This is a genomic window from Nannocystis sp. (assembly GCF_016714285.1).
GTDB lineage: Bacteria > Myxococcota_A > Polyangia > Nannocystales > Nannocystaceae > Nannocystis.
In genome coordinates this window covers 296,707-323,568 of the sequence record NZ_JADJNN010000038.1, presented here as the reverse complement: position 1 = coordinate 323,568, position 26,862 = coordinate 296,707, and the positions used below count along the sequence as shown (strand labels likewise).

Genomic DNA, 26,862 nt, shown 5'->3' with positions numbered 1-26,862 from the left:
AGCCCGCCCCACCAGCGCAGCCCGCCCCGCCAACCCAGCCCGAGCCGATCCCCGCCACCGCAGCAACGCCGACACCCACCCCACCCTCAACCCCGGCCATTCGCGAGGCCGGCGTGCCCGCGCCCGCGAGCAAGACGATCCTCGCCCTCGCCCGCGCGGCCAAGCTCGCGGCGCCGGCATCGGCGACCACGCCCGAGCCCTTCGGACCGCGCCACTATATAGCGATCGTCCGCACCCGCTCCGGCGCCGCCCCGCCCCACTTCGGCCTGCACGCACTGCTCCTGAACCTGCCCGCGACCGAGGGCGCCGACTGGACCATCGCCAGCTCGATCGAGCTATTACGCTGGTCACGCGAATGGGCCGACGACGCCGAGGCCGGAACGATCCCCACCACCATCGCCGTCGACGACCACGACGACGACGGCGAGCTCGAATTGCTGGTCCGCGTTCGCAACCAGATCATGTGCGGCGGCGGCGGCGAGAACGAAGTCACCACATTGATGCTCGTCGAATTCGCCGAGACGCCGCCCCGCATCGCGCTCACGACGGAGATCGACCACGCCCTCAGCAACGGCGCCGTCCAGACCAAAACGAAGGTGATGCACGAGGACCTCGACGGTGACGGCCACCGCGATCTGAAGATCGAATATCGCACCCAGGACGAGGGGCAGCCGCCGGTCGTCGAGGAGCGGCGCTGGCGGTGGGACCCCAAGACCGACGCCTGGGCCCGCCTCGCCGCGGACGGGAAATGGCAGGACTACGCGCACAAGGACGGCTGCGACTGGTAAGCCGCCCTCACGCGCCCCCCCCCGCCGCGCCAGCCCGACCCCGACGATCACCACCACCACACCCACGAGCAGGACCCCCAACGGCCACAGCCGCGACGACAATGGATCGAGCTCCGGCGCAGGCTCGGCCACCAGCTCCTCCTCCTCGGCCTCCACCACGGGCCGCGCCGCCTCCGGTGCCACCACCGCGACCGGGAGCGCACGCACCGGCTCCAAAGGCACCGCCCCGCCGACCGCGACCACCGGCGCCTCGATAACCGCGACCACCGGCGCCTCGATAACCGGGACCTCCGCCGCCCCGCTCACCCCGACCTCCGCCCCCCCGCTCACCCCGACCTCCGCCCCACCGCTCACCGCAACCTCCGCCCCACCGCTCACCGCAACCTCCGCCGCCCCGCTCCCGCTCCCCTCCGCCGTCCCCGACTCCGCCCCGTCCCCCGCCGCCTCTGCCGAGCCCCCATCCGGCAGCCGCGGCGCCGCTGCCCGCCCCCCCGGCTGCCTCACCTCCCACTTCGCATTGACCATCGCATACTTCGCGACCTTCTCCGGCTTGAGCGCCCGGAACGGCAGCGGCGGTCGCTTCGTGTGCCCGAGCTTCAGCGTCTGCTCGGTCCCGTCGGCGAAGCTGTAGGTCGCCGCGTCGACCACCGCCGAGACCTCGTAGGGATCGATCTTCAGCACCCGTACTACCTCATGCACGTGATTCAGCGGCGACCCCTTCGTCGCATACAGCGGCCGGTCGACGAAGTGAAACGAGGCGTGAAACAGCCGCGGATCTGTGGTGAAGAACTCGTCGAGCGCCGCCGGCGACTTGGCCGCGAGGTCGACCGTGGCCGCGATGTCCCGCGCCAGCGCATACAACACCGACTCTGGACATTCGCTGCGCGCTCCGAGCCACGACGCCACCGGCCCGTCGCGCAGCTCGATATAATTCGGCCGCCCGCCGTCCTCCTCCTCGTCCCACAGCAACTGCTGCTCGTAGATCGCCGCCAGCCCGCGCGTGCAGTACACCGGGTACGCATAGAACACGTGGTCCGGGAAGCGCGACAGCCCCGTGATCTCTACCGACACACCGATCTGCACCCCGTCCAGCTCCTCCGGCGGGAACACGTCCGTCCACGCGACCACCGGGCTGGTCACGAGAGCGAGGCCCAGGACCAGGGCAGGGGCGCGCGAACGAGCGTACATTACCCGAGTGTACAGCAAGCCAACCGCGCCGAGAACCGCCCGGCCTCACATTCGGATCACCTCACCCCGGTGATACCCGATCTTCCGCCCCTCCGGGTCGAACACGAACACGCTATCCCCCTCGCCCACGCTGGTCGCCCGCCGCTGGCCCGGCTCGAACAGCATGAACGACCGCTGATTAAGCCCGACGCAGGCGTGATGGCGAAAGCGCCGCGCCAGATATGCCAGGTTATCGGGGTCCTCGGTCTGGATCCGCTCGGTGCAGTGCGGGAACATCTGGATGTCGCGCACCAGCGAAAGCCCGCGGTCGTACAGCTGGAAGTCCCGCCGCGTCGCCGCCATATCATCGTAGATGATCACCCGCTCACACAACACCATCGCCCCCGCCGACATGGCGACGATCTGCGTCCCCCGCCGCAGCGCCTCCGCCAGCGCGTCGCGCAGGCGAAACAGCCGCAGCGCGTCGAGCAGCAGGTCCAGCCGCCCGCCGAACAGCACGATCGTGTTGGCCGCGAGGATCCGCTGCTCGAGCCGCGCCTGCCCGGCCCGCCACGCCTCGTCGTAGGCCAGCCCCGCCGCGTCAAAGGCCCGCTGCTCGATCTCGCTGAGCAGGTCGATCAGGTGATCGTCATTCGCCTCGAGCGTCGCCAGCGCCTGCCGCAGCTCGCGTGACAGCGTATATCGCAGCAGGCGCTCCCCCGTATCGCCCGCGTTCATTCCGTAGTACCCCGGGTCCGCCGCCAGCCGCGCCACCGTCAATGTCGGGTCGGCCCGCTTGCCCACCGCCAAAGTGCGACGAAACAGCTGGATCAGGTGGGCGTTATGCTCGAGGTAAAAGCTGCGCGCCATCTCGGCCACGCGCCGCTGCTCGTGCCACGCCGCGATCAACCGCGGCGACGCCCGCGACAGCAGCCCGAGCTCGTGGATCAGCGAGAGATTCACCAGGCTGCGGTCAAACCCGTGCTCGAAGTACGAGTGCAGCCCGATCGCGTTGAGCGAGCGCTTCACGTGCGCCTCGTCGTGCTCGCGCTCCGCCCACGCCGCCGTCACCAGCAGCACCCGCTTCGAGCTGGCCACCTCCGGATCCTCGTGCCGCGACGAGCGCAGCAGCGGCGCCGCAGCCTGGATCAGATCGTCGACCGTCTCCGCGTTGCCGTTGAACAGGATGGCGCCACGCATGCCCGCGCGAGCATATCAAAGCTCGCGCCGCTCACCGCCCCTGCCAGCGCCGCCAGCGACAGCTCGCCGCTCACCGCCCCTCCAGCGCCGCCAGCGACAGCTCGCCGCTCACCGCCCCGCCAGCGCCGCCAGCGATAGTTCGCGCGGCGTCTGCTCGCCCAGCCAGCGCAGAAACGCGTCCGGCTCCTCCGGCGTCGGGTCTTCCCACAGGTCGACCTCCGCGCCCTGATGCACGCTCGCCAGCGTCCCGCGCCCGTCCCACGCCCACGGGTCGCCCCGCGTCGGTAATCGGTGCAGCGCCCCGCTCTCGAGATCCACGAAGCAGGCCGTCTCGCTCACCGAACGCGCCCCGTCATTGCCCACCAGCACCACCGCCCGGCCCTCCGGTGCCAGCGAAAACCCGTGGATCTCCGCGACGCAGCCCGGCACGCGATCGGTCGCCCCGCTGGCCAGCTGCCACAGATCTGTCCGCGCCTCCCCCACCACGATCACCGCCCCGCCCGCCCGCTCCGCGATCACGTCGCGCACTTCCCCCTCCTCGTGCAGCAGATGCGCCGTCGGCGGCTCACCGTCCGCCTCCCACGCGATCTCCCACACCACAAAGCCCGTCACCCGCGCCTCGTCGCCCGCCTCGATCGCCGCCGCCAGGCGGGTGCGCGACCCGTCCGCGCTGTGCGCGATCGCCTTCCAGCGATGCATCGCGTCGCCGATCTCGACCGCCTCGCGCGTCGCTCGCTCGCCGTCCACGCGCCAGAACTCCGGCCGCCCGCGCAACGGCGCGAGCGCGAGGTGACGCCCAGCTCCGCCCAGCTCCGCCAGCGTGAAGCCGCCATCAAGCGCCATCGCAAACCGCCGCTCGCCCGTCGGCGACAGCCCCTGGAGCCCCGCCGCGAACTCGTTGCCGTACCACTGAAGCACCCCACCATCCGCCAGCGGACGCGCCGAGATCCGCCACGCCGCCTCGTCGACCAGCGGCAGCTCGCGTCCCACCTTCGCCGCCAGGTCCCAGCTCAGCAGCCGCGGCCGCTGATCCGCGATCACCAGCGAGGCCTCGTCGGCGCTGAAGAACATCGCGTCGATCGTCGGCCCCGCCGCGCGAACGATCGTGCGCTCCTCACTCGCCAGCGCCCACAGCTGCACCCCGCCGTCGTCGCTGGCCCCCGCCAGCCAGCGCCCGCTCCCCGAAAATTCCAGCCGCGCGAGTCGATGTCCGACCTGCGTCAGCGTCCGCCCCAGCCGCGGCCGCGCGTCCCAGATCTCCACCCCGTCCGCGCGAGCCAGCGCCGCGAAGCGCCCCGTGATATCGAGGTCGATCGCCAGCGCCGGTCCCTCGCCGAGTAGCCCGCGATCCTCGCCCCCGTCAAACCCCAGCGTCGCCACCCCGCGCCCGTCCAGCCGCAGCCGCGTCGATCCGACCACCCGCAGCGCCGCCACGTCGCGGAGTTCGACCGTCGGTACCGCCCGGTCGAGCGAGTACACCGCCCCGCTGCGGTCGCTCGCCAGCGCGTGCAGACGCTGCCCCGCGAGATCGAACTGCAGCTCGCGCACCCGCGTCGCCAGCACCCCGGCCTCGCGGTGACTGTTACCCGCCAGGTCCCACACGATCACGCGCCCGTCATCATCACCAGTGGCGATCTGCGAGCCGTCGCTGGCCCAGCGGATCGCGCTGATCGGCGCCGTGTGCCCCACATAACTGTGCAACGATTCGCCGTCCCAGCCCGCGATCCGCAGGCGCCCGTCCGCGCCGCCGCTGGCCACCCGCTCGCCCCCCGGCGCCAGCGCGACCGCGGAGATCGGGGCCGAATCGTCGCCCTGCACCCGCGGCTCACCATTCGCCAGATCCCACAACAACAGCCGACCCTGCCCGAGCGCGGCCACCCGCAGCCCCGACGCGCCACCGGCCCCCGCAGCCGCAGCCCCGGGGTCACCCGCGACCCCCCGCGAGGCTACCGACAATCCCGCGACCGCCACCCCCAGCTCGGCCGTCCGCCACACCGCACCATCCGCCCGCCCCCGCAGCTCGACGCGCCCACGACCGTCCCCGACCACCAACCACTCCGCATCGCCGCAGAACGCGATCGCCGTCAGCGGCGCGGTGGTCGACCAGCTCGCCGCCGGGACCCCCTGCGCCACCGCCTCGAAGGCCAGCCCGCGCGCCTCGGCGAAGCTCCCGCCATCTGCGAACATATGCTTGAGCGCCGCCAGGGCCGAGCTCGGCGACCCCTCCAGGCGCCCCCGCGCGGCCGCCACCACCCACGCGTTGAAGCGCTCCCGGGCCCCCCGCTGCTGCGTGCTCGCCAGCTCCGACGCCAGCGCCTCGGCCCGCCGCGCGTCGAAGTCGGCCCGCGCCCGCGCCCCCTGGTCGCGCAGGTTCTGGCGCCCCTCCGCGCTGCGCAGCGCCAGCACCAGCCCCGCGATCACCCCCGCGACCACCAGCATCACGCTCGCCGCCACCAGGTAGCGCGCCGGGTCGCGACCCAGCGCCACGAGCACCTCGCCCATGTCTCGCGGCCGGTCCTTCGCCTCGATCCGCAGCCCGCGCAGCACCACCCGCCGCAGCCACGCCGGGATCTTCACGAATTGCGGGGGCGGCGTGATCTGCCCCGCGAACAATGCCACGCAGATCTCCGGCACCGTCGTCCCCGCGAATGGACGCAGTCCATACAGCGCCTCGTACAGCGCCACGCAGAACGCGAACACGTCCGTGCGCAGGTCGACCTGCTCGCCGCGAAACTGCTCCGGCGCCATGTAGGCCGGCGTCCCGACCAGCGCCCCCGTCAAGGTCAACGAATCTCCCAGCCCGCTCCCATCCAACAGCTTCACCGGCGACGACACGTCACGAAACGCCAGCCCGAAGTCGAGCACCCGCGCCTCACCCTCCCGCGTCACCAGCACGTTGTCGGGCTTGAAATCGCGGTGCACCAGCCCCGCCCGGTGCGCCGCCGCCAGCCCGCGCCCGGCCGCGATATACACCCGCACGACCTCTCGCCAGCTGCGCGCGACCTCGAATTGCCAGACCCGCAGCGTCACCCCGTCGACGAACTCCATCGCCACGTACACCTCGTCGCCGAAGGCCCCGACCTCATATACCGTGACAATGTTGGGGTGCCGCAATTTGGCCAGCGCCTGCGCCTCGCGGAGCAACCGCGCCTGCGCCTCGCCGCCGCTGGTCTCGGTGTACGCCGGCCGCACCAGCTTGATCGCCACCTTGCGGTCGAGCTGCGGATCGTAGGCCGCGAAGATCACCCCCATCCCGCCCTCACCGATCGCCTCGATCACCAGATAGCGCCCGATCCGCGCCGGCAGCTCGCGTCGACCCGCGTCACTGCGCCGGACCACGCCCGCCGCCCCGAACAGCGTCGCCTCCTGCCCGGAGATCCCGGCCTCCTCACCGGGCCCCGCCTGCGTCACCTCCTGCCCGGAGATCGCCGCCGGCGTCCGCCCGGACCCCGCCACCGCGCCACGCGACGCCAGCCGCTCGCCCGCCAGCAGCGTGTCCTCCACGCCCGCCGCCACCTCGTTAAGCGCCGCCGGATACGAGACCGGATACGAGACCGGACTCGCCCCGGCCGCACCGGCGCCGCAGCCGCCCCCCCGGCGCCGCGTCCAGCCCACTGTCCTCGCCGTCCCTCACGCCCCGACAGGATACACGCGTCCATCGCCGCGACGGACCGCTCAGAAGCGCAGACCGCCGCCGACCACGAACCCGCCGCGCAGCGGCAGGGCGTGCAGCGTCGTCGCCCGGGCGCTCGCGCGCGCCGCTTTGCGGTGACGCAGCAGCAAGGCCATGAACACCACGCTGGCCGCCGCGCCCACCCCGGCGACCGCCATCATAGCGATCGACGCGTCGCGCATACGATCGTGGCGATCACACAGCCCCGCGATCTCGGCGTTGTGCGCCGCCCCATCGCCCGCACGAGCGACCACGCAATAGTCCTGATCCGCGGCCAGGTTCGGCGAGACGTCATTGTCGGGCCGCCCGTCGGCGAGGCTCGCCTCCGCCGCGTCGCGGATCCCCCGGTGCATCGGCCCGCCGCTGCGAGCCTGCGACCAGGTCGCCAGCGCGGCGGCCGTCGCCGCCACACCGACACCCAGCCCGATCGCTAGGCCGACCTTCAGCCCGCGCGACGCCGGCTTCGGCTGCGCTTCCACCGGCGGCGCCTCCACCGGCTGCGCTCGCGCGGGCGCCTGGAGAAACACAACCGGCGGCGGCGCCTCGACCGACACCTCTCCCAAACACGTCGCCGTCGCCTCCGGCTCCGCGCTCGCCAGACACTCGAGCTCCGCGCGGCTCGCATCGATCTGCCGCAGCCGATCGTCGTCCGGACCGCGACGCCGCTCCGCCTCGAGGTAACTCGCCAGCAGCTGCGCCGCCTCGGCCATCAGCGGGCGATCGTCGGGCTTGAAGCTGCGAGCCTCGCGGTAGCTGCGATACGCTCGCAGCGCCAGATCGACCCGCGTCGAGCGCTGGACGAAGCAGGCCTCCTCGTCACCGCGCAAGACCGCCTGCGCGAGCAACCACTGCTGCGCCGCCCCGAGGTAATTCTCCTCCTCGAAGTCCTGCTTGGCCCGCCGATTCAGGTCGCGGATCTGCGTACGCTCCGCCGGCCCCACGCCACAGGTCGCCGCAGGCGCGGCGGCCCGCGTCGGGCCCGAGAACAGCATCGTCAACCCGATCGCTAGCGCGACCACCTGCGAATCGATGTGAGACCGACGTGACACCAGGCGCCCGCCGAAGGTACCAAGAAGTGACGGGCGTTCGCGCGCGCCAGCGTCTGCAGCAGGCATCGCGTTGTCAGGCGCGCCGCGATCGGCGACGATGGCCCGGCGCATGGCAGACGAGGTCGATCTCACCGGCACCGTGCTGGCCGGGCGCTACCGCATCACGGAGCGGATCGGCGGCGGCGGCATGGGCACCGTGTACGCCGGCGAGCACGTGGAGATGCGCCGTAAGCTCGCCATCAAGGTCCTGCGCCCGGAGGTGACGCTGCGTCCCACGCTGGTCGAACGCTTCAAACGCGAGGCGCGGGCCGCCTCCTTGATCGACCACGAGAACATCGTCGATTGCATCGACGTGGGCAGCACCGAGGCCGGCCTCACCTATTACGTGATGGAGCAGCTGCGCGGGGAGGATCTCCACCAGCGCCTGCGGCGAGAGAAGACCCAGCCGTGGCCCCGGGCACGGACGATCACCAGGCAGATCTGCCGCGCCCTCGCGGCCGCCCACGACAAGGGCATCGTCCACCGCGACCTCAAGCCCGGCAACATCTTCCTGGTCCAGCGCGGCGACACCCCCGACTTCGTCAAGCTCCTCGACTTCGGCATCGCCAAGATCACCGACCCGGCCGGCGAGGACGACTCCGACACCCTCACCGCCCTCGGCGAGGTGATCGGCACCACCCCCTACATGGCCCCCGAGCAGGCCGCCGGTGAGGCGATCGATCATCGCATCGACGTCTACGCGACCGGCGTGATCCTGTTCCAGATGCTGACCGGACGCCTGCCCTTCCCCGGCAAGACTCCGCGCCAGGTGCTCACCGCGATCCTCACCAGCGAGCTACCCACGCTCGCCGCTCGCAACCCCGCGCTGCGAGCATCCCCCGCGCTCGATGGCCTGCTGCGCCGGTGCATGCACCGCGACCGCGACGAGCGCTTCCCCGACATGGAGGCGCTCCACGCCGCGCTCATGCAGCTCCCCGACGATGCCTGCCGGATCGTCGAGACCGACGAGGTCGCCGCCACCTCGGACGACATGCTGCCCGCCAGCGTCGCCTCCGTGGACCTCCAGTTCAGCGAGCTCGTCGCAGCCCCCGAGCCCACCACGCACCACGTACCGCTCGCGCGCGCCGCAGCCGAAGCAACCCCGGCCGCACGACCGCGCCGCCGCGGCCGCCTCCTCGCCACCGCCGGCCTCGCCCTGGTCGCCGTCGCCATCGCGTTTGCCTTCCCATGGGACAACCCGGCGCCGGCCCCCACGCCCGCCATGGCCCCGCTCGCTACCCCGCTCGCTGCCCCGCTCGCTGCCCCGCTCGCTGCCCCGATCACTGCCCCGATCGCTGCCCCCGTCGACATCCCCGTCGACACACCAGCCACGCTCGAGCCCACCGCCGACACACCAGCCACGCTCGAGCCCACCGCCGACCCGCAACCACCCGATCCGCCCACCCCCAAGACGACCACGAAGTCCGCCAAGCGCGGCCCACCCCCGCGCGACCTCAAGGCCGTGCTCCGGCAGGCCCGCAAGCGCGTGCACGAGTGCCTCGCACGCAAGGGCGCGATGGTCGGCGACACCGTCCGCTTCGACGTCGTCGTCGCGGCCAACACCGGCCTGCTGCGCACGGCCACCCCGCGCGGCTTCTACCGCGACAAACCAGTCCTCGGCGACTGCGTGGTCCAGGCAGCTCAGACCACGCCGGTCCGTCCGCCCCCCACCGCCGACCTGCGCGGCTCCGCCGAGTTCTCGCTGTGAGCACCCCATGACCGGCCGACTCACCCTCTTCACGCTCCTGCTCGTCAGCTGCAGCTTCGACACCCCCGGCTTCGGCGGCGACAACCTCACCACCACCGCGGCGACCAGCGAGGCGACGGAGGTCGGCTCCGCCAGCAGCGGCCTGGTGACGAGCGCGAGCACATCCGGCGACCCGACAACCATCGAGCCGACCACCGCCCAGGCGACCACCACCCTGACGACCGAGAGCACCGGCGGATCGAGCGGACCGGGCCCGAACTGCGGCAACGCCGTCGTCGACCCCGGTGAGGACTGCGACGACGGCAACGACGACAACTCCGACGCGTGCACCTCGTTCTGCCTCGACGCCATCTGCGGCGACGGCTTCGTCCGCACCGGCGTCGAGCCCTGCGACGACGGCAACTCCGACGACACCGACGACTGCACCTCCGTGTGCGCCGCCCCGGCCTGCGGTGACGGCTTCGTCCACGCGGCGACCGAGGTCTGCGACGACGGAAACACCAGCAAGGGGGACGACTGCCGCAGCGACTGTATGGCCGTCGCGGTCTGCGGCGACAAGGACGTGAACCTCAAGGGCGACCCGAAGCGCGGCCTGCTCGAGGACTGCGAGCCCAAGCTCCTCGACGACCCGATCTGCACCGATACCTGCAAGACCCTGAATCGCCTCCAGATGCAAGCCGTGCAGGTGACGCGCCCGATCCTCAAGGCGACCAAGCCGGAGGACATCAGCCTCGCCCAGGAGTGCCTCCGGTTCGAAACCCAGCTCGCCAACGACTACCCGCTGGTGGTCTACAACATCCTCGTCGACCTCCCCATCGTCCACCCGACCGTCGGCCACCTGGCGATCTTCCTCACCCACGTCCGGGGCCAGCAGACCCAGACCGTGCTGCTCATGAGCCGGCCCGGCTTCATCGAGCAGTCGGCCTTCGACAGCACGCCCGGGGGCCACGACGCCTCGCTGCTCGCCAACACCCACCTCCTCTTTCGCACCGACGGCCTCTACATGCCGAGCCCCGCCGAATCCGTCGGCGAGGGCGTGGCGCCCAACGCCAACCTCGTGTGCGACAAGGGCACCTGCCAGATCACCCCCGACGCCGGCAGCAACACCGACCCCTACGATCCCAACGCGGTGATCGGCACCCTCGCGGGAGGGCAGTGGTACGTCTGTGTCATCGACCCGGTCGGCCCCGACGACCCCGCCAACGCGGTCAAGAAGAGCAGCCTCACCCTCGACCTCGTCGCCGCAAAGTGACACCGCGAGTGCGCGTGCGATCGTGAGACGCGGCCTGGCGCCCGCGCCCCCCGTCAGGGGCTGAGGTCGATCTGCTGCAGCGCGAGCGTCGTGCTGTGCGAGCAATCGCGGGCGACGGCGTACCACTCAAATACGCTGCCCGCGGCCACGCCGGGGAGCTCGACGCTGGCGGTGCCGTTCACGGCCGGAACCACACCCAGCGAGACGAAGGGGCCACCCGCGCCGAGGATGTCGACGTCGAGCTCGAACTCGTTCTGCTCGTCCGTGTAGGCCGCGTCGTTCTTCGGGCTGTAGGACTCGACGTAGAGCTTCTGGCGCGACGGTTCGAACTGCCAGATGCGCATGTAGCCGTGGCCGCCGTTGGTCAGCGACTGCTCGACGACGATCGGCTGCTCGGGGTTGTTGGGGTCGGGCGCGCTGCGCTGATAGTCGGACAGCATCGAGTGGATCACGTTGCCCGCGAACTCGTCGCTGCGCCGCGCGGCCTGGGCGACGTGGCCCGAGGCCATCAGCTGCAGGTTGTCGATGTCCTTCAGCGCGTCCCACAACGCGGCACCCTGCGGGCTGAAGTTGCCCCCCCCGGTCACGACATAGTGGGTGGCGATGATGCCGATCGCGCGCGGGTGCGACTCGAAGACGCTCCGCACCCAGGCCAGCAGCTCGGGGGTCGGCGCCGGGTTGAACTGCATGCTGACGACGACGATCTGCAGGCCGCCAGCCTGGAAGATGACGAAATTCTCGTCGTTGTCGCCGTCGAAGTTGCCGCCGTAGTATGGCCGGTCCTTGTAGCGGTCGACGCCGAAGTGGCTGTTGGCGACGGCGGTGGCCTCGGGCTCGTCCTTGGGGTACAGGTCGTGGTTGCCGAAGCTGACCGCGTGGGGCAGCCCGAACGGGTACTGCGGATCGCTGGTGTCCTCGAGGATCGCCATGGCCTTGCTGGCCCGCTGCCACTGCACGTCCTCGTCGGAGTTGTTGATGATATCGCCGAGGTGGAACAAACCGACGACGTTGCGCAGCGCCCGGTTGTCCCAGGCCCAGCGCGTCTGCGCCTTGAACAGCTCGGGGTCGTCGGGCTCGGGGCGGTCCGGCGGGTCGGCGTTGCGGGTGTAATATTGGGTGTCGGGCAGGGCGACGAGGGTGAAGTCGTCCGCGGGGGTCAGCGCGCGGGCGAAGAACTCGACCTCCACGGGGTCGCCCTCGGGGTCGCTGATATCGACGAGCAGGGTGTAGGTATCGCCGCCGGCAGCCATGGTCCGTGGATCGGCGAGGACCGCCGCGCCGCCGCGGTCGAGCACGGCGCCGGGGAGCTCGAAGCTGGCGCCGTCGATCGTGCCCGGGGCGTCGCCGACGAGGTCGCGGGCGTCGTTGTCGGCGGCGTCGAGGCGGTAGTGGGCGACGAGGTCGCGGGGCGCCGGGCTCGAGGAATTCATGGTCGCCTCGATCTCGGCGGCGGCGAGGGCCCGGCGATACACGCGGACCTCGTCGAGGGCGCCGTGCAGGCCGCCCGCGGGGACGCCCGTCGAGTTGAAGGCGGCGCCGAGCCCGAAGTGCTGGATCGAGTCGAAGCGGGGCACGGCGTCGGCCGCCCGCTCGGCGTCCAGCAGGCCGTCGAGGTAGAGGCGCCAGGTGCTGCCGTCATACGTGGCGGCGACGTGGTGCCAGCTGCCGAGCGGGACCGCCGTCTTGCCGTACACCGGGTGGTTGGCGCCGGTCGCCATGTCCTCGAAGTCCGCGGCGAGCACGTCGCCGAGGAAGCCGAAGGCGTAGTTACAGTCGACGTCGCTGCCGTCGCTCTCGCCGCGGCCCTTGGTGATGAGCGGGACCAGCTTGAGGCCGCCGACGCCGGTGCTGGCGAGCTTCCCCGGGCCATCGCGGCGGACCCAGGTCTCGAGGGTGAATTGCTCGAGGCCGAGTCCAGGCGCGAGGCCCATGGCGACCCGGCTGTCGCCCGAGAATACGAGGCCGCTGGTGGCGAGCGGCGGGAGCTCAGCACAAAGGTCGGGGGCCGGGCCGGTGCCACCGCTCGAATCGCCGCTGGGGTCGCCCGCGGTGCTCGTCCCGGGGAGATCGCCCGTGCCCGTGCCCGTGGGCAGCGGCGCCGCGGTGCCGCCGTCCGAGGAAGATTGCGCCGTGGTGCCCGCCTCGGCGCCGGTGCTCACGGTGGCGACGGAGCTGTCACCGCAGGCGAGCGGTGCGGCGAGGAGCAACATGGGGGCGACGCGGCGAACGGAGCGGAGCACGCGGCGATGATGCGACCAACGGCGAGCGATGTACAAGCACCGATCGCCGGCATGATTTCATCGCTTCGTGTGCGTCGACCACAAGCCTGTTCCGCAACCACCAGCATCGCCGCCGAATCACCGCTCCGCGCCAGCCCCACGATACCCGCACTTTCCGTAGCTCCCTGACCCGCCGATTCGTCGAAAGTACGATGATAATCGTACCGGCCATTCTCCCCGGCCTGTGGCGCCGCGCGCACCCGCGCCCCGCCTGAGGTAGCGCCCCGCGCCGCAGCTCAAAATGTTCGCTTGCGCGCTTTTTTCCCGCTTGACCTCCCGCGCCGCGAACACGGACCATCGTCGGATGATAAAAACATGGTTCAGCGCGACTATCGGTGTAACGGGGATCGGCGTCCTGGCGCTCGCCGGCTGCGGCGGCAACTGCGTCGACGACGGCTGGGCCTGGCAGCAGGGTGACGCCTGCCAGGCAGAGAGCGCCAGCGCCACCGAGTCCGCGTCCGCCACCGAGTCCGCGAGCCAGCCCACCGAAGCCTCCAACTCCGAGTCGGTCAGCGCCTCCGCCACCGAGACCAACTCGAATTCCAACTCCGAGTCCAACTCCGTCTCGGCGACCGACACCGTCACCGCCACCGACACCGCCTCGGCCACCGACACCGCCACCGCCACCGTCACCGACTCGGACACCGGCGGCGGCATGTGGTGCGAGGACGCCGACGGCGACGGCTACGGCAACCCGGCCAACTGCATGCCCGAGATGTTCCCTGGCGCGGTCCCCAACGACGACGACTGCGACGACCAGGGCCCAAACACCTACCCCGGCGCCGCCGAGAACGACTCCGACACCGCCTGCGAGAAGGACGACGACGACGACGGCTACGGCGACATGAACCCGCCACCCGGGGTCGACCCCGGCACCGACTGCTCCGACGCCAACGCCGAGGTCCACGTCGACTGCGCCTGCAGCCCCGACGCGGCCAGCTGCGACGGCGACGACCTCCACGTGTGCAACGCCCAGGGCACCATGGACGACATCACGACCTGCGAGTTCGGCTGCGACGACACCGGCCTCAAGTGCTGGGACGCGCTCACGGTCGACGCCGGCCCGAGCCTCTGCATCGACCCCAACATGCCGGTCGGCCTCAACGCGGTGGCGACGGGCGGCGACGGCATGTACGGCTACGCCTGGACCCCGGCGGCGACCCTCGACAACCCGGCGATCCAGAACCCCAACGCCTCGCCCATGGGGGCCACCGAATACACCGTCGACGTCAACGACGGCGAGGGCAACATGGCCTCGGACTCGGTCACCGTGTTCGTCAAGGGCCAGAGCCTCACCCTCGACCCCAAGATCTGCACCGTCTACGACTTCCCCCACGAGGTCAACCCCGAGAACATGGACCCCGTGTCCAACTGGGCGTGGGACAACAAGACCAAGGAGCTGTGCGAGACGCTGAACGCCAAGGCCGCGGCCCTGTTCTGCGGCTGGGAGCTCAACAACGCCACCCTGAACGGCACCTTCGGGGTCAAGACCGCCTCCGACGACGACTGGATCGGCTTTATGTGGGGCATCCAGGACACCTCGCACTTCTACGTGTTCACCTGGAAGCAGCTGCCCCAGGTCGCCACCACCTGCGGCAACATCGACGTGCCCGCCGGCATGCAGGTCAAGGTCGTCGACGTGCAGGACGCAATGATGAACCCGCTCGCCTGCATCGACCTCCACGCGCCCGCCGACACCGCCAACTCCAAGCTGCTGGTCGCCGTCGACGACTTCACCACCACCGGCTGGGCCGACAACACCAATTATGACTTCCAGCTGACCCACAAGGACACCGGCGAGATCACGATCAAGGTCACCCAGGCCAACAACAACATGCTGATCGCCGAGAAGACCTTCATGGACACCACCTATTTGAGCGGTGAGTTCGCCATGTACACCAAATCGCAGGTCAGCGCCTGCTTCTCGGACTTCACCGTCAGCTGCGAGCCCTGATCTCCGCCTGATCGCCCCCATCCATACGGGCCGAGCGGCGCCTCACCGCTTCGCCGGCCCGGCGCCGGCCTGCTTCACCACGCCCGGCCGGTCGAAACCCGGCCCGAGCTGCTCCGCCCCGGCGCGCCGGATGTCCGCGACGATCGCCGCGAATTCGGCCTGGGTCACCAGGTCCCCCTGCTTCGCCGGCAGGGGGAATTGCTTGGGCAGCCAGCCCGCAAACTCGAGCTCGACCGTGGCCAGCTCCGCGATGTCGATATTGCCGATCCGCTGGGGCACCCGCAGGGACAGCGGCGGCGGCTGCCCGCGGCACATCCGCGCGACCCGCGAGTCGCCGTCCTGCGCCAGAGCCCTGGCCACCAGCCAGCCCGACAGCGGCGGATCGATGTCCACATAGCGGCGGGTCACCAGCTGCCAGTCCGGTACGCGCTTGCTCGAGTCCCACCATAACCCGTCGACCGCGGCCATCGCCGCCCGCGCCTGCGCCTTGTCCACCGCCCCCAGCCGCCGCAGCGCCTCGCCGATCCACGCCTCCATGGATTCGTCGTATTGATCGCGGGAGCGCGCCTCACGATTGGTGATGATGCCCGCCGCCAGGTTGGTGCCGAGCACGTTCGAATACATGTCCTCCGGCGAGAATGCCGACACCCGCTCCGAGATGCCCGGGATGCTCTCCCAGCCGTACCACGTGACCACCTCGTGCCAGATCGACAGCTGATAGTTCACCCAGCTGGCGATCGCCGTCGCCGTGGTCCACCGCCCCTCCCGCGCCAGCAGCCCCGGGGGCAGCGCCTGCAAGCGGAGCCGCCGCAGCGTCCCCTCCTCCGGCAGCTCGAGCGTCAGCCCGCCGGGCAGCGCACGCGCGACCTGCATCGCCAAATACAGCGTACGATCGGCGTTGTCGCGCACGTGCGCGAGGTCGATGAAGCCGCCGCGGCAGGTGTACAGGAGACCGTTGTGCTCGCGCTTCAGGTCGCCCTTGTCGTAGCCATGCGGCCCGACCTCGCGCGGCGACAGGATGTTCTCCTGCTCGAAGAAGGGCACCGGCACCGGCCCGAGCTTGGCCCGCAGGTCCTGGCCGAAGGCGCAGCACGGCCGCAGCCGCGTCGGCGGGTCGATGTCCGGCACCGACGCCGGGTCGAAGCTCGCCCGCAGCTCCACCGAATCTCCCAGCGCCCGCGCCACCTGCTCGCTGTTCGCCAGCAGCGCCGAGCTCCAGTGCGGCGCGCAGCCCGGACCCGCGAGCAGCAGCGAGGCGAGCGCAACGGTACCGCGGCAGATCGACCAGGCTGGCATGCGAGGCGGCAATTACCTCATTTATCGCAATGCGCACGTCGGGTCGGTCTATGCTCGCCGCCGCGATGCCGCCGCGACCGCGAATCTGGCTGCTCCTCGCCTGCTGCGCGCCCGGCATCGGCCTGCCGCTGGCGCTCGGCCTCAACTACGGCGCTCGCCTCTCCGCCCCCGCGGGTCTCTACACCGTCCACGTCGACGACCACATCCCGGACCCCATATCTCAGCACAGCCTCGCCTCCCCGCCACTGCGGCGGCCGCGCGGCGCAACGCTGGTCGTCGTCGACGGCCTCGGCCTGGCGGAGGCCCGCAGCATGTCCGCCCTCGCGCGCCTGCAGGCGCACGGGCAGTGCCGCGACACCGACGTCGGCTCCCTGCCCCTCTCGCGCCCGGTCTACGCCGTGCTGTCCACCGGCCTCGAGGCGGACCGCAACGGCGTCCGCGGCCCCGACGACAGCGGTCCGGTCGCAGCACCATCGATCTGGGAGCTCGCGCGCGCGGCCGGCATGTCGGTCTCGGCGATCAGCGAGCTGCCGTGGTGGGGCGAGCTGTTCGTCCGCGGCTTCGATCGCTATGTCACCGCCGATCGTGCCAGCAATTACTTCACCCTCGCACCGCCCGCCTCACCACGGCAGCTGCGGCTGATCCATCCGCTCTACGTCGACGAGACCGGCCACGAGTTCGGCGCCGCCTCGCCGCAGTATCACGCCGCCGTCGATCGGGTCGACCGCGAACTCGACACATTCTTCGACACCCTCGACCTCCAGCATGACCTCGTCATCGTCACCGCCGACCACGGCCACACCCTGCGCGGCGGCCACGGCGGCCGCCAGGACCGCGTCGCCCACGTCCTCACCTGCTTCGCCGGCCCGGGCGTCCGCCACCTCGACACCCCCGGCCCCCTCCACGCCACCAGCGTCGCCCCGGCCCTCGCCCTCCTCCTCGCCCTGCCCTTCCCGGCCGAAATGCGCGCCGGCGACGACGACCTCGAGACCCTGTGGGATATCGTCGACCCCGCCGCCTTCCCCCCGGATTACCTCGACGACCGCCGACGCAGCATCGACCGCTTCCGCGCCGCCAACCAGGCCCAGCTGCGCCGCTGGCTGCCCGCCAGCGACGGCAGCTGGGACCGCTTCTACGCCCACCACCGCGCCCGTCAGCTGCGCAACGCCTCACCCGTCCTCACCGCCCTCGCCGTCCTGCTCGCCGTCCAGGCCCGCAGCCACCGCCGACCACGCCCCGCCCTGTTCGGCCTCGCCTTCGTGGTCCTCTTCTACCTCGCGCTGTACAGCATCCAGGTCGTCCTGCGCGGCAGCTTCGACCTCAGCTCGATCGCCCACCGCGAGGATTTCATCGGCTTCACCCTCACCTTCGCCATCCTCAGCACCACCGCCGCCGTCGGCCTCCACCTCCTGGTACGCCGCGACCTATCGGCCCTCCTCCTCGACCTCGGCGTGCTCTCGCTCGCCGGCACCCTCCTCACCCTCGCCCACCCGGCCGCGTTCGGCTGGCAGCTCGGCTTCCCGCTGCCACCGCCGAATCTCCTGTTCTTCCCCTACTTCGCCGCCCTGGTCCTCCCCGTCGCCAACGGCCTCGGCCTCCTCATCGCCCTCGCCTGCGTCGTCCGGGCGCACCCCCGCCGCCGCTCGCCCCCGTCACCCGCGCCGTGCTAGCGTCGCCAGCGATGGCAAGGTCGTCCGCCAAGCACTGCGTCCGCTGCGACCGCGACGTGGAGGTCGAGTACGAACATTCGCCCGCCATGCGCCGCTGGTGGAAGGCCTACTTCTTCATCCCGATCCTCATGCTCCCGGCGGTCCCCTTCCTCGCCGGGGACTATGTCGTCTCGCTGCCGTTGATGATGGCCTACATGCTCGGCATCGGCCCGGTGGTGGCGGTGATCCGCGATCCCCCGACCTGCGCCGGCTGCGGGGCGCTGATCCCCGCCACCGGGGTCGCGACAGCGCCGCCCTGACGGCCCACGTGCCTCAGCCGTACTTCGCGTGGCACGCCGCCGAGCTCATGCGCGGCGCCCAGATCGCCCCGCCAGCCAGCACCTCGCCCGCGGGATCGACGTACATCCGACCCGGCGCCCCGCCGAGCTCCGGATCGTAACCCGCCACGTGCACATTGAACAGATACGCGGTGTCCGTCTCCGCCACGAACCAGTGCACATTGTCGCGATGGTCGGAGATCGTCGACCCCTCGCCCGGCCCGAAGCTGCGGTCGATCGTCGGCTGCAGCACACAATGCTCGCGCGTGGTCTCACCGCGATCATAGTGCCGCCCGCGCCAGCGCCCGCGCAACACCACGAAACCCGTGCACATGTCGTGATGCCCGTGCGGGACGATCGCCCGCCCCGACCGACATGCGAACAGCCGGCGCCCGAACTCCGTCGCCGTCGGCACGCCCGGCACCGCCCGCAGGTCGACATCCTGCGTCACCCGCCCGCGCCCCGGCGCGCCCAGCCGGCGATCGACCGCGTCAAAGTCGATCAATTCTTCGAGCTCCGCAAGATCGACCCGACCGAGCAGCGCCCCCAGCCGCTCCTGAAACTCCACGTCGCGCAGCTGTCGACCACGAAGCTCCCGCGTCCGCGCCCCCAGCTCGGCGAACCACGGCCCCAAGCGCGCCCGCCCGCCCGCCGCCAGCAGCTCGCGCGACCACAGCGACTCGAGCAGCCCGAACGCCATCAGCGAGCCCAGCGAGCCCCCGACGAAGCCACGTCGCGATGCCAACATTTCAGTACAGCTCCCACTCGCGCAGATCGATGTCCGGCAGCTCGTAGCGGCCCTGCCCCGTCAGCACCACGGCGCTGGCCTCGAAGCGGACCCGCGACCCGCCCTGGTCCGGTCCGACGTTGGTCCCGAGCGCCACCCCGACCGCACCGACCGCCTTGCCGCGCGCCTCGAACCGGCCGGTCACGTCGGTCCGGACCCTGCGCTCACCGACCCGCACCGGCACGTTCGCGACCCGCTTGCGCGAGATCCCCTGCGGCACCAGTCGCCCGCGGATCGTGTACGCCTCGGGCACCGCCGGCTGCTCCGCGCGTCCGAGGATCCACGTACCCGCGAGCTCGGCCTCCACCACCACCAGCGGGCCCGCGGCCCCGCCCCCGGGCTCCACCGTCGCCGTATACCCCGAGCCGATCGACACCTCCGCGCGCGTCGCTCCGCTGGCAGCGTCCAGCGCCGTGAGCAGCTCCGGCGCCCGCGCGACGTACACCGCGTCGTGATCCGCCAGCAACAGCTCCACCCCGAGCTGCGCGCGACGCCAGCGCTCGAGCCCGGTCTGGAGATCGAAGGCCCGCAGCGTCGCCACCTGGTCTGCGTTCGGCGGATCGAAGGCCAACAATTGGTCGCCCTCGATCACCCCCGGCGCCGTGCCGCTCCACGTGCCCGTGTCCCACTGACACTCGCCGCGCGCCCCGACGATATGCGACAGCGTCGCCCCGGTCTGCGGGTCGATCCGCCGGTGACCCGCGCCCGGGTCCTCGACCACCAGCCGGTCCTCCGCCGACGCCACCCCGCAGCCCGTCGCCACCGCCACCCCGCTCCACAGCAGCGCGCCCGTCACCGTGTCGAAGGCCGCGAGCCCGCGGTCACCCAGCAGATATCCGCGCTCCCCGTCGAGCCACAATCGCCGCACCCGCAGGAACGCCGCATCGGCTCCACCCGGCATTCGCCACACTTCACGCCCGCTGTCGAGCGCGAAGGCCACCAGCGCGTCGACCTCGGCCCCGTAGGCCTGCACCACCAGAGTGCGCGGCGCGACCACCTGCTCGTAGCTGCGGCTCTTGAGATCGGCCTGCCAGCGGATCTTGAAGCTGCCCGGCTCGAGCGCGAGGTACTTGCGCTCGTTCCACGAGCCGTGGCTCATCAGCACCGTCGCCCCGAGCGAGCGCAGCACCTCGAAGGTCTGCAGCGAGGTCGGGAAGGTCGGGCGATGCAGCGGGTCCGTGAGCCCGATCGCGCTGGCGACCGCCACGTCGAGCGCGACATATCCCTCACCGATCGGCCACAAGCTGTCCGCCACCCCCGGCGATCGCTGCAACGCCGTGAAGTTGGCCAGCGGACGCGTCGGCGGCGTGCGCACGGGCGCCGCCGCCAGCACCGGCAGGCCGCCGTCCGGCGTCGGCGTCAACGCCTGCGGCGTCCAGGCGCTGTCGTCGATCTCTGGCACCGCGGTGTGCGGCGAGGTCACGCAGCGCAGCCCGCTCGCCACGCTCGCCGCCTCGCTCGGCTCGTCGCGCGCCGAGTCGGCGAAGCGCTCGTCGATCGGCTGCTGATATGTACGATCTTGCCAGCTCCCGCCGCGCAGCTGCCCGCGCCGCCCGATGTCCTGGTCGCGCCCGCGGGTCCACTCCGCCACGTTGCCGATCAGGTCCTGCAGCCCCGCCGGGCTCGCCCCCGCCGGCGCGCTGCCCACCGCGCAGGTCCCCGCCTGCTTGCGATCCCAGCACGCCCGCGTCGCGTCCGGCGGCGCGCTGCCCCACGGATACAGCTGATTGCCCGAGCCGCCCCGGGCCGCCACGATCCACTCCGCGTCGTCCGGCAGCCGCTTCCCCGCCCACGCGCAGAAGCTCTGCGCCTGCTCCCAGCTCGCGCAGTTGATCGGATGATCGCCGCGATCGGCCCGCGTCAGGTTGCAGCCCACGCCGCCCCCCAGCGCCGCCGTGCACACGCCCGCCTGCACGCACGCCCCGTAGGCCGCCGTCGTCACCTCCATGACGTCCATGCAAAAGCGCGGCACCCCCAACGACCCCAGCGCGTCGCTATCGATCAACACCATACCCGCCGCGCACGGCGAGCTCGGCTCCTGCGGCCGCTCGTGCGGCGTGCAGGCCAGGCCCACGCACAAGACCCCGAGCTCCGGACGCAGACGCAACATCGGCGCAGATTATCACGCCCCGGCCCGCCCAGCCCCACATTGACACCGGCGCCCTACCCCCCGATCATCCACCGCGCCAGCGTCCCCCGCGACTGACCCGTGCCCACCCTGATCTCCCGCGAAGAGGCGCTGCAGCGCATTGTCGACGAGGGCGGTCGACCGCCCTGCCTGATGTGCGCGATCCTCCAGCGCCGCGTCGGCGAGGTCCATGTCGTCCACGAGGACGACGAGATCCTCGTGATGCTCCCCCGCTACGTGCGGCGCTGGGGCCACGTCATGGTCATCCCGAAGCTCCACGTCACCACCTTCTCCGGCGTCGACGCCCGGGTCTGGTCGCGCACCACCCACGTCGCCCACCACGCCGCCCGCGTGGTCGAGCGCGCCCTGCGACCCCTGCGCTGCTACATGGCCTCCGTCGGCAGCAGCGCCGGCGAGCTGGTCCAGACCTCGATGCACCTGCACATGCACGTGATCCCCCTGTTCCAGGCCGACGACCGACCCGCCGACGTGTTCAGCTGGGCCGAGGGCGTGCTGGTCGGCGAGGCCCACGAATGGGCCGAGCTGCAGCAGCGCTATCGCGAGGTCTGGGACGCCTGCGCCCCCTGATCTGCAGCCGCGGGAATCATGCCACCCTGCGTCAGCGGATCACCGCGCCCGTCATATCCCCGCAGCGTCGCCACGATCGCCGCGATGTTCCCTGAGCTCGGGCGGTAGCGCAGGTTGTCGAACGCGAGGCTCGCCTGCCAGTGATCGAGCGGCAGCGCCCCGGCGCGCGCGCTGACCCACGCGGGCGCCGACGACGAGCGCAGCGCCGACTCCGGCAGCGCCGCCAGCGGGCCCGCGGCCAGCCGCGTCAATAGATCGATGTCCGCGTCGACCTGGGCCCGGATCTCCGGCGTCGCCACCGACCAGGCGAGCACCATCGCCTCGTTGCACAGCACATATTCGCGAAACGGCAACTCGTCGCGCGGCCCGTCGCGCACGTGATATACGGCCCCGAGCCGCCCGGGATCCGCCAGCAGCTCCGCGATCGGCACCGCCGCCCCGCGCAGGTCCACGGCCACGAACGGCTCCGCGTCGCCCGGGCGAAAGCGCAGCAGCAGCGCCCGCGGAGCGAGCTCGACCCGGATCAGCGCGTCGCCATAGCGCACCGGCCCGAGCCCCATCGTGGTCGCAAAGGGGCTCGTCCACGCATATCGCCGCCGCCGCAGCGCCGGATGCTCGAGCAACAGCGCCGCCAGCTCGCGCCCCGCCCCGCCCCGCTCGGCCACCGCTGTCAGCCCGCGCAGATACGGCGACGGCCCCATCCCCGCCCCGCCCTCCGCGACCAACAATCGCCGATCTCGCCGCAGCGCCGTCACCTGCTCCGCCGTCGTCCACGTATAGAGCTCGGCCCGGGCGAAGTCGTCGTGATACACGCCGCGCGCCGCCAGCTCCTCGATCACATCGGGCGCCCGCAGCTCCGCGGACTCCACCGGCGGCTCCACGATCGTCGGCGGCGCTGGCGGGCTCGCAAGCGGCGGCGACGGCCGCGAGCAGGCCACGATCATCAGCCCCAGCGCCGCCGTCGTGACCCGCACCGCGAGAGCCTGCCGCGAGTGGCCACGAATGGTCAATCGCCCAGGCGGGTCACGCTGCTCACTGCGCCGACGAATCACCGCAACGCAGCGGCAGCTCGCCGGGCACGCGCAGCCGCGGCCGCGCCGGCTCGTGGAAGCTCGCCGGCCCCAGCTCGACCGCCCCCATCGCCCGCAGCTGCTCGGCGATCGCCTCGCGCAGCGGCGGGTCGTCCTCCAGCACCGCCGCCGGCCCCGACTCACCGAGCACCGCGAACACCCGGTCACCGCCCGTCGCCAGGAAGTCGCTCATCAACACATCGAGCACGGTCTCCGGCGCGAGCGCCTGGCCATCGCGCAGCAGCGTCACCACCAGCCTCGGGCCCTCGCAGCGGGCCTCCGCCGTCAGACCACCGAGCGACAGGAAGGGCCAGCCCGTGAAGCCGACCACGAACATCGCCGCCAGCTGCTCCGCCCGCAGGCGCACGCGCGCGAAGCGATTGTCGAAGGGGAAGGCCTCGTACAGCGAGCCGTAGCGCAGCGGCCCCGCCGGCAGGTCGGCACGCAGCCCGCCGCCGTTGAGGATCGCCGCGTCGACGTCCGGCCTGGCCCGCAGCATCAGATCGACGAAGAGGTTGCCGAGCGGGTTCTCACCGCGACGCCGCGCGACGAAGGGCAGGGCCAGACGCGGACCGAGCGGGACCCCGCGGAGCTCGTCGGCGCGGGCCAGCGCCGGCGCGATGACCCGCGCGAGCGACGGATCTGGCGCGACCGCGAGGCCGCGATCGTCGAGCGAGACGCACCCCGCCTCCGGGCTCGCCGCCGGGTCCGTGCACAGCCGACGCGGCGGATGGATCTTCACCCCGACGACGCCGACGCCGCGATCGACCGTGATATCGACGCGCCCGTACGCGACCCCGAGAGCATAAGATTGCACAACCGCGATCCCGGAGATCCGCTGCGCCATCGCCTGATGCGTGTGCCCGGCGACGATCACGTCGACCACACCCGGCCCCAGCGCCCGCGCCACCGCCACGATCTCCTGGCCCTCCGCGCAGCTCGAGAGGTCGTCGGGGTCCGCGAATTCCGTGCAGCGACCACCCGCGTGCGCGACGACCACGACCAGCGCCGCACCGCGGGCCCGCAGCGAGGCCGCCTCCGCTGCGATCGCCGCGGCCAGCGGCGTCACCGCGAGCCCCACGAAGTTGGCCGCGATCGTCGTGTGCGGCGTCGCCTCGGTCGTCACCCCGATCACCCCGATCTGCACCCCCGCGCGATCGATCACCACCGACGGCACGCCGAGCCCCGCCGCCTCGCCGCCCGCGCGCCGCAGGTTCGCCGACAGGAACGGGAACGGCGCCTCCGCCATGCGAGCGAGCAGCGCACCGCGCGGGTCGTCACCGGGCTCGCGGGCCGTCGCACGCGGCCCCACCGGCCCGAAGTCGAACTCGTGATTGCCGACCGCGACCGCGTCGTAGCCGAGCGCCGCGTAGGCCGCGACGACGCTGGCCCCCTCCTCGAGGTTGGACTCGAGGGTGCCCTGAAACATGTCCCCAGCGTCGACCAGCAGCACCGCACCACCGTCCGCCACCCGCTCGCTGCGCAGCCCCGCGAGGTGCCCCGCGAGCAGCGGCAGCGCCCGCACGTGCCCGTGCAGGTCGCTGGTGCCGACGATCGAGATCGTGACCCGCGCGCTCGCCGGCGCCTCGCCTCCGGCGCAGGCCCCGAGCAGCGCCGACAGCAGCCAAGCCCAAGCCCCGCGGTCCACAGCTGCTGCTCGCGCACGGCCTGGCACACCGCGACCCTAACACGCGCACCCGCCATGAATCACCGCCGCCGACGCCGCCCGCGCCCCGGGCCGCGCTTGACCGCCTCCTCCGTGCCAACGTAGCATCGCTCAGGCTCTCGCCATGCGCTCCGCTCCCCAACGCATGCATGCGCTGCGCCTGGCCGCCTGCCTGCTCCTGCTCGGCTGCCGCTCCGAGACGATCGTGAAGCACGACGTCTCGGACCTGGCCTGCCCCGATCCAGACACGCAGTACCGCGACATCGACGGCTACTGCGTCTGCGATCCAGAGTTCGGGCGGTACGACCCGGAGACGGACATGTGCGAAGATTGCGACACCGAATGCGAGGGGAAGCCCTGCGGCCCCGACGGCTGCAACGGCGCTTGCGTATGTGAGCCCGGCACCGTCTGTCACGCCGGCGTATGTGAAGCTCCGTCGAGCTCGAGCACGGGGCCTTGATTGCCAGGACGAAGCGACCCATGAAACGGCGAGACCTCCACTCCGGCGACCAAGCCCAGCTGCGACACAACCTCCTGAGGGACCTCGCTCCCTGCGACGCGGCCGGACGACGCCACCTGCGCCCCTCGCGGCGCGGGCTGATCCGCCTCGGCAGCGGCCTGATCGCCGTCACCCTGCTCCCGATCCCGGCCTGCAGCCCGCAGACCGCGAAACGCGACCTCGCGCTCATCGTCGCCCTGTTCAAGGTCGGGGAGCTCATCTACCAGCGCACGCAGGAGATCTCGGGCCAGACCATGGTCGTGAACAATGGCGAAAAGACGGTGCGCCTGGAGTCGCTGTTTACCCTGCAGGAGGCGTTCGCTGGCGGTGATACGGCCGATTCCTACAGCCCGGACGAGCCCTGGTCGATCCCCCCCGGCGAATCGAGCTTCCCCTTCGGTGAGCTGCATGCCAACAATGTCGGCGAGCACTTGATACAATTGACCCTGGCCGGCAGCTCCTACGAGACCGAGCCTTTCATGGTAGTTTAGCCCGAGTTCGCCGCTTGCGCCGCGCTGATCCGCGCCGTATAAGCCCGGCCATGCGAGCCCCCCGCGCACTGCTCTTACTCCTCACGATCCCCGCCTGCGGCGACTCCAGCGACACCGGCTCCGCCAGCTTCAGCAGCCAGCCCTCGGACCCCACCGCCACCACCGAGGCCGCCGACACCGGCCACGCCACCACGCCCACCACGACCGCCCAGCCCACCACCGGGCCCACCACCGGCCCCGCCAGCGCCAGCGCGACCGAGGCCACCGGCACGCCGACCTCCAGCAGCGACGCCAGCGACACCAGCGATCCCAGCGCCGCTGACACGAGCACGAGCGCGGCCGCCAGCGACGGCAGCACCAGCACCGGGGCCGGCAGCGCGAGCGACGGCAGCACCAGCGGCAGCACCGGCCCCGCCTGTCCCGAGGGACAGGACGGCTGCCCCTGCGGCCCGGGCGACAGCTGCGACCCCGGCCTCATGTGCGCCCAGGGCCTGTGCGGCCCGCCGGCGCCGAAGTGCGGCGACGGCAAGCAGGACCCCGGCGAGCAGTGCGACGACGGCAACCAGGTCAACGGCGACGGCTGCGAGGCCAACTGCGTCAAGACCCCGGCCCAGCCGAAGGACGCCTGCGGCAACGACGGCGACGGCGTGTGGTTCCAGATCGACTACTCCAACGCATTCACCGTATCAAACCCGACCTACAGCTATTCGCCGACCCCCGGCTGGGGCGAGGCGCAGTGGGCCCCCGCCGGCAAGAACTGGCCCTACGCCGTCGACCTGTTCAACAACGCCAAGGTCATCAACGACCAGATCGGCACCGTCGCCCTGCTCGACGGCACCAACAAGGCCGTCCGCGTCTACTTCGGCCTGGTCGGCCTCAACTACACCTACGCGACCGTGTGCGTCGAGGGCCGCAGCTACTCGGTCGGCTCCTCCGTCGAATTCTTCGTCGAGGAGGCCAAGACCAAGTGCGGTGATTACGGCATGATGGCCAACGACTGGTCCATCCACGCCACCGGCGTCGACCTGCAAGACTGCTTCCTCCCCGGCGACGACTTCCAGGCCGTCCAGGTCCAGCCCTCCGGCGGCAGCGGCTCGCTCTCCCTCAAGCGCCTCCGCGTCACCCTCCACGGCGCCAGCTACTGAAGGCCCGCCGGGCCCCGGCAACGCCGACCCCCGGGGGCACGCCCACGCCGATATATTTGCCCAGCATCGTCTGCGACGACTCGCCGACGTTGCCGA

The 26,862-nt window shown here is 71.7% G+C and carries 19 protein-coding genes; 9 read left to right on the top strand and 10 right to left on the bottom strand.

Annotated features, from left to right (window positions below):
• Positions 1-347: 347 nt before the first annotated feature.
• The 4 genes from IPJ59_RS34905 to IPJ59_RS34890 all read right to left on the bottom strand — a co-directional run bounded on the left by IPJ59_RS34905 (position 348) and on the right by IPJ59_RS34890 (position 7,877).
• Positions 348-1,976, bottom strand: a complete 1,629-nt coding sequence (locus IPJ59_RS34905; protein ID WP_293275564.1) for a hypothetical protein — start codon at positions 1,974-1,976, stop codon at positions 348-350.
• A gap of 45 nt (positions 1,977-2,021) precedes the next feature.
• Positions 2,022-3,155, bottom strand: coding sequence for a Type 1 glutamine amidotransferase-like domain-containing protein (locus tag IPJ59_RS34900; protein WP_293275563.1), 1,134 nt, complete (start codon positions 3,153-3,155; stop codon positions 2,022-2,024).
• A 108-nt stretch (positions 3,156-3,263) separates the two neighbouring features.
• Entirely contained in the window at positions 3,264-6,659 is a 3,396-nt protein-coding gene (locus IPJ59_RS34895) for a WD40 repeat domain-containing serine/threonine protein kinase (protein ID WP_293275562.1), read from the bottom strand.
• Positions 6,660-6,830: 171 nt separating this feature from the next.
• On the bottom strand, positions 6,831-7,877 hold the full coding sequence (locus IPJ59_RS34890) for a hypothetical protein (RefSeq protein ID WP_293275561.1): 1,047 nt from the start codon (positions 7,875-7,877) through the stop codon (positions 6,831-6,833).
• 109 nt (positions 7,878-7,986) lie between these two features.
• Here IPJ59_RS34890 and IPJ59_RS34885 point away from each other — a divergent pair, with 109 nt between their 5' ends.
• Both IPJ59_RS34885 and IPJ59_RS34880 read left to right on the top strand, forming a co-directional pair.
• Positions 7,987-9,624, top strand: coding sequence for a serine/threonine-protein kinase (locus tag IPJ59_RS34885; RefSeq protein ID WP_293275560.1), 1,638 nt, complete (start codon positions 7,987-7,989; stop codon positions 9,622-9,624).
• Positions 9,625-9,631: 7 nt separating this feature from the next.
• Positions 9,632-10,876 (top strand): DUF4215 domain-containing protein, encoded by a 1,245-nt coding sequence (locus IPJ59_RS34880; RefSeq protein WP_293275559.1) that lies wholly within the window; start codon positions 9,632-9,634, stop codon positions 10,874-10,876.
• 53 nt (positions 10,877-10,929) lie between these two features.
• Here the strand turns inward: IPJ59_RS34880 and IPJ59_RS34875 are convergent, their stop codons facing one another.
• Positions 10,930-13,116, bottom strand: a complete 2,187-nt coding sequence (locus IPJ59_RS34875; protein WP_293246902.1) for a laminin G domain-containing metallophosphoesterase family protein — start codon at positions 13,114-13,116, stop codon at positions 10,930-10,932.
• Between the two features lie 343 nt (positions 13,117-13,459).
• On the opposite strand from IPJ59_RS34875, the gene IPJ59_RS34870 reads away from it, so the two are divergent.
• Positions 13,460-15,109, top strand: a complete 1,650-nt coding sequence (locus IPJ59_RS34870; RefSeq protein WP_293275558.1) for a hypothetical protein — start codon at positions 13,460-13,462, stop codon at positions 15,107-15,109.
• A gap of 42 nt (positions 15,110-15,151) precedes the next feature.
• Here IPJ59_RS34870 and IPJ59_RS34865 read toward each other — a convergent pair whose 3' ends face one another.
• Entirely contained in the window at positions 15,152-16,405 is a 1,254-nt protein-coding gene (locus tag IPJ59_RS34865; RefSeq protein WP_293275557.1) for a DUF4056 domain-containing protein, read from the bottom strand.
• A 65-nt stretch (positions 16,406-16,470) separates the two neighbouring features.
• On the opposite strand from IPJ59_RS34865, the gene IPJ59_RS34860 reads away from it, so the two are divergent.
• On the top strand, positions 16,471-18,075 hold the full coding sequence (locus tag IPJ59_RS34860) for an alkaline phosphatase family protein (protein ID WP_293275556.1): 1,605 nt from the start codon (positions 16,471-16,473) through the stop codon (positions 18,073-18,075).
• Positions 18,076-18,086: 11 nt separating this feature from the next.
• Positions 18,087-18,374 (top strand): hypothetical protein, encoded by a 288-nt coding sequence (locus IPJ59_RS34855; RefSeq protein ID WP_293275555.1) that lies wholly within the window; start codon positions 18,087-18,089, stop codon positions 18,372-18,374.
• A 13-nt stretch (positions 18,375-18,387) separates the two neighbouring features.
• On the opposite strand, the gene IPJ59_RS34850 is transcribed toward IPJ59_RS34855, so the two are convergent.
• Together IPJ59_RS34850 and IPJ59_RS34845 are read right to left on the bottom strand one after the other, a co-directional pair.
• Complete coding sequence (locus IPJ59_RS34850; RefSeq protein ID WP_293246887.1) at positions 18,388-19,140, bottom strand: hypothetical protein; 753 nt, start codon at positions 19,138-19,140, stop codon at positions 18,388-18,390.
• Between the two features lies 1 nt (position 19,141).
• Positions 19,142-21,289: an SUMF1/EgtB/PvdO family nonheme iron enzyme gene (locus IPJ59_RS34845; protein ID WP_293246884.1), complete on the bottom strand. Its 2,148-nt coding sequence runs from the start codon at positions 21,287-21,289 to the stop codon at positions 19,142-19,144.
• A 99-nt stretch (positions 21,290-21,388) separates the two neighbouring features.
• On the opposite strand from IPJ59_RS34845, the gene IPJ59_RS34840 reads away from it, so the two are divergent.
• A complete protein-coding gene (locus IPJ59_RS34840) occupies positions 21,389-21,895 on the top strand; it encodes an HIT family protein (protein WP_293275554.1) in 507 nt (168 codons plus the stop codon).
• Here the strand turns inward: IPJ59_RS34840 and IPJ59_RS34835 are convergent.
• Both IPJ59_RS34835 and IPJ59_RS34830 read right to left on the bottom strand, forming a co-directional pair.
• Complete coding sequence (locus tag IPJ59_RS34835; RefSeq protein ID WP_293275553.1) at positions 21,862-22,869, bottom strand: hypothetical protein; 1,008 nt, start codon at positions 22,867-22,869, stop codon at positions 21,862-21,864. The genes IPJ59_RS34840 and IPJ59_RS34835 overlap by 34 nt on opposite strands.
• A 58-nt stretch (positions 22,870-22,927) precedes the next feature.
• Positions 22,928-24,613, bottom strand: a complete 1,686-nt coding sequence (locus IPJ59_RS34830; protein WP_293275552.1) for a bifunctional metallophosphatase/5'-nucleotidase — start codon at positions 24,611-24,613, stop codon at positions 22,928-22,930.
• A gap of 142 nt (positions 24,614-24,755) precedes the next feature.
• Between IPJ59_RS34830 and IPJ59_RS34825 the strand changes: the two genes are divergently transcribed.
• The 3 genes from IPJ59_RS34825 to IPJ59_RS34815 are packed head-to-tail and all read left to right on the top strand — an operon-like array spanning position 24,756 to position 26,766.
• Positions 24,756-25,091 (top strand): hypothetical protein, encoded by a 336-nt coding sequence (locus IPJ59_RS34825; RefSeq protein WP_293246872.1) that lies wholly within the window; start codon positions 24,756-24,758, stop codon positions 25,089-25,091.
• Positions 25,092-25,111: 20 nt separating this feature from the next.
• A complete protein-coding gene (locus tag IPJ59_RS34820) occupies positions 25,112-25,621 on the top strand; it encodes a hypothetical protein (RefSeq protein WP_293246869.1) in 510 nt (169 codons plus the stop codon).
• Positions 25,622-25,671: 50 nt separating this feature from the next.
• Positions 25,672-26,766: a hypothetical protein gene (locus IPJ59_RS34815; protein ID WP_293275551.1), complete on the top strand. Its 1,095-nt coding sequence runs from the start codon at positions 25,672-25,674 to the stop codon at positions 26,764-26,766.
• The last annotated feature ends 96 nt before the right edge of the window (positions 26,767-26,862 follow it).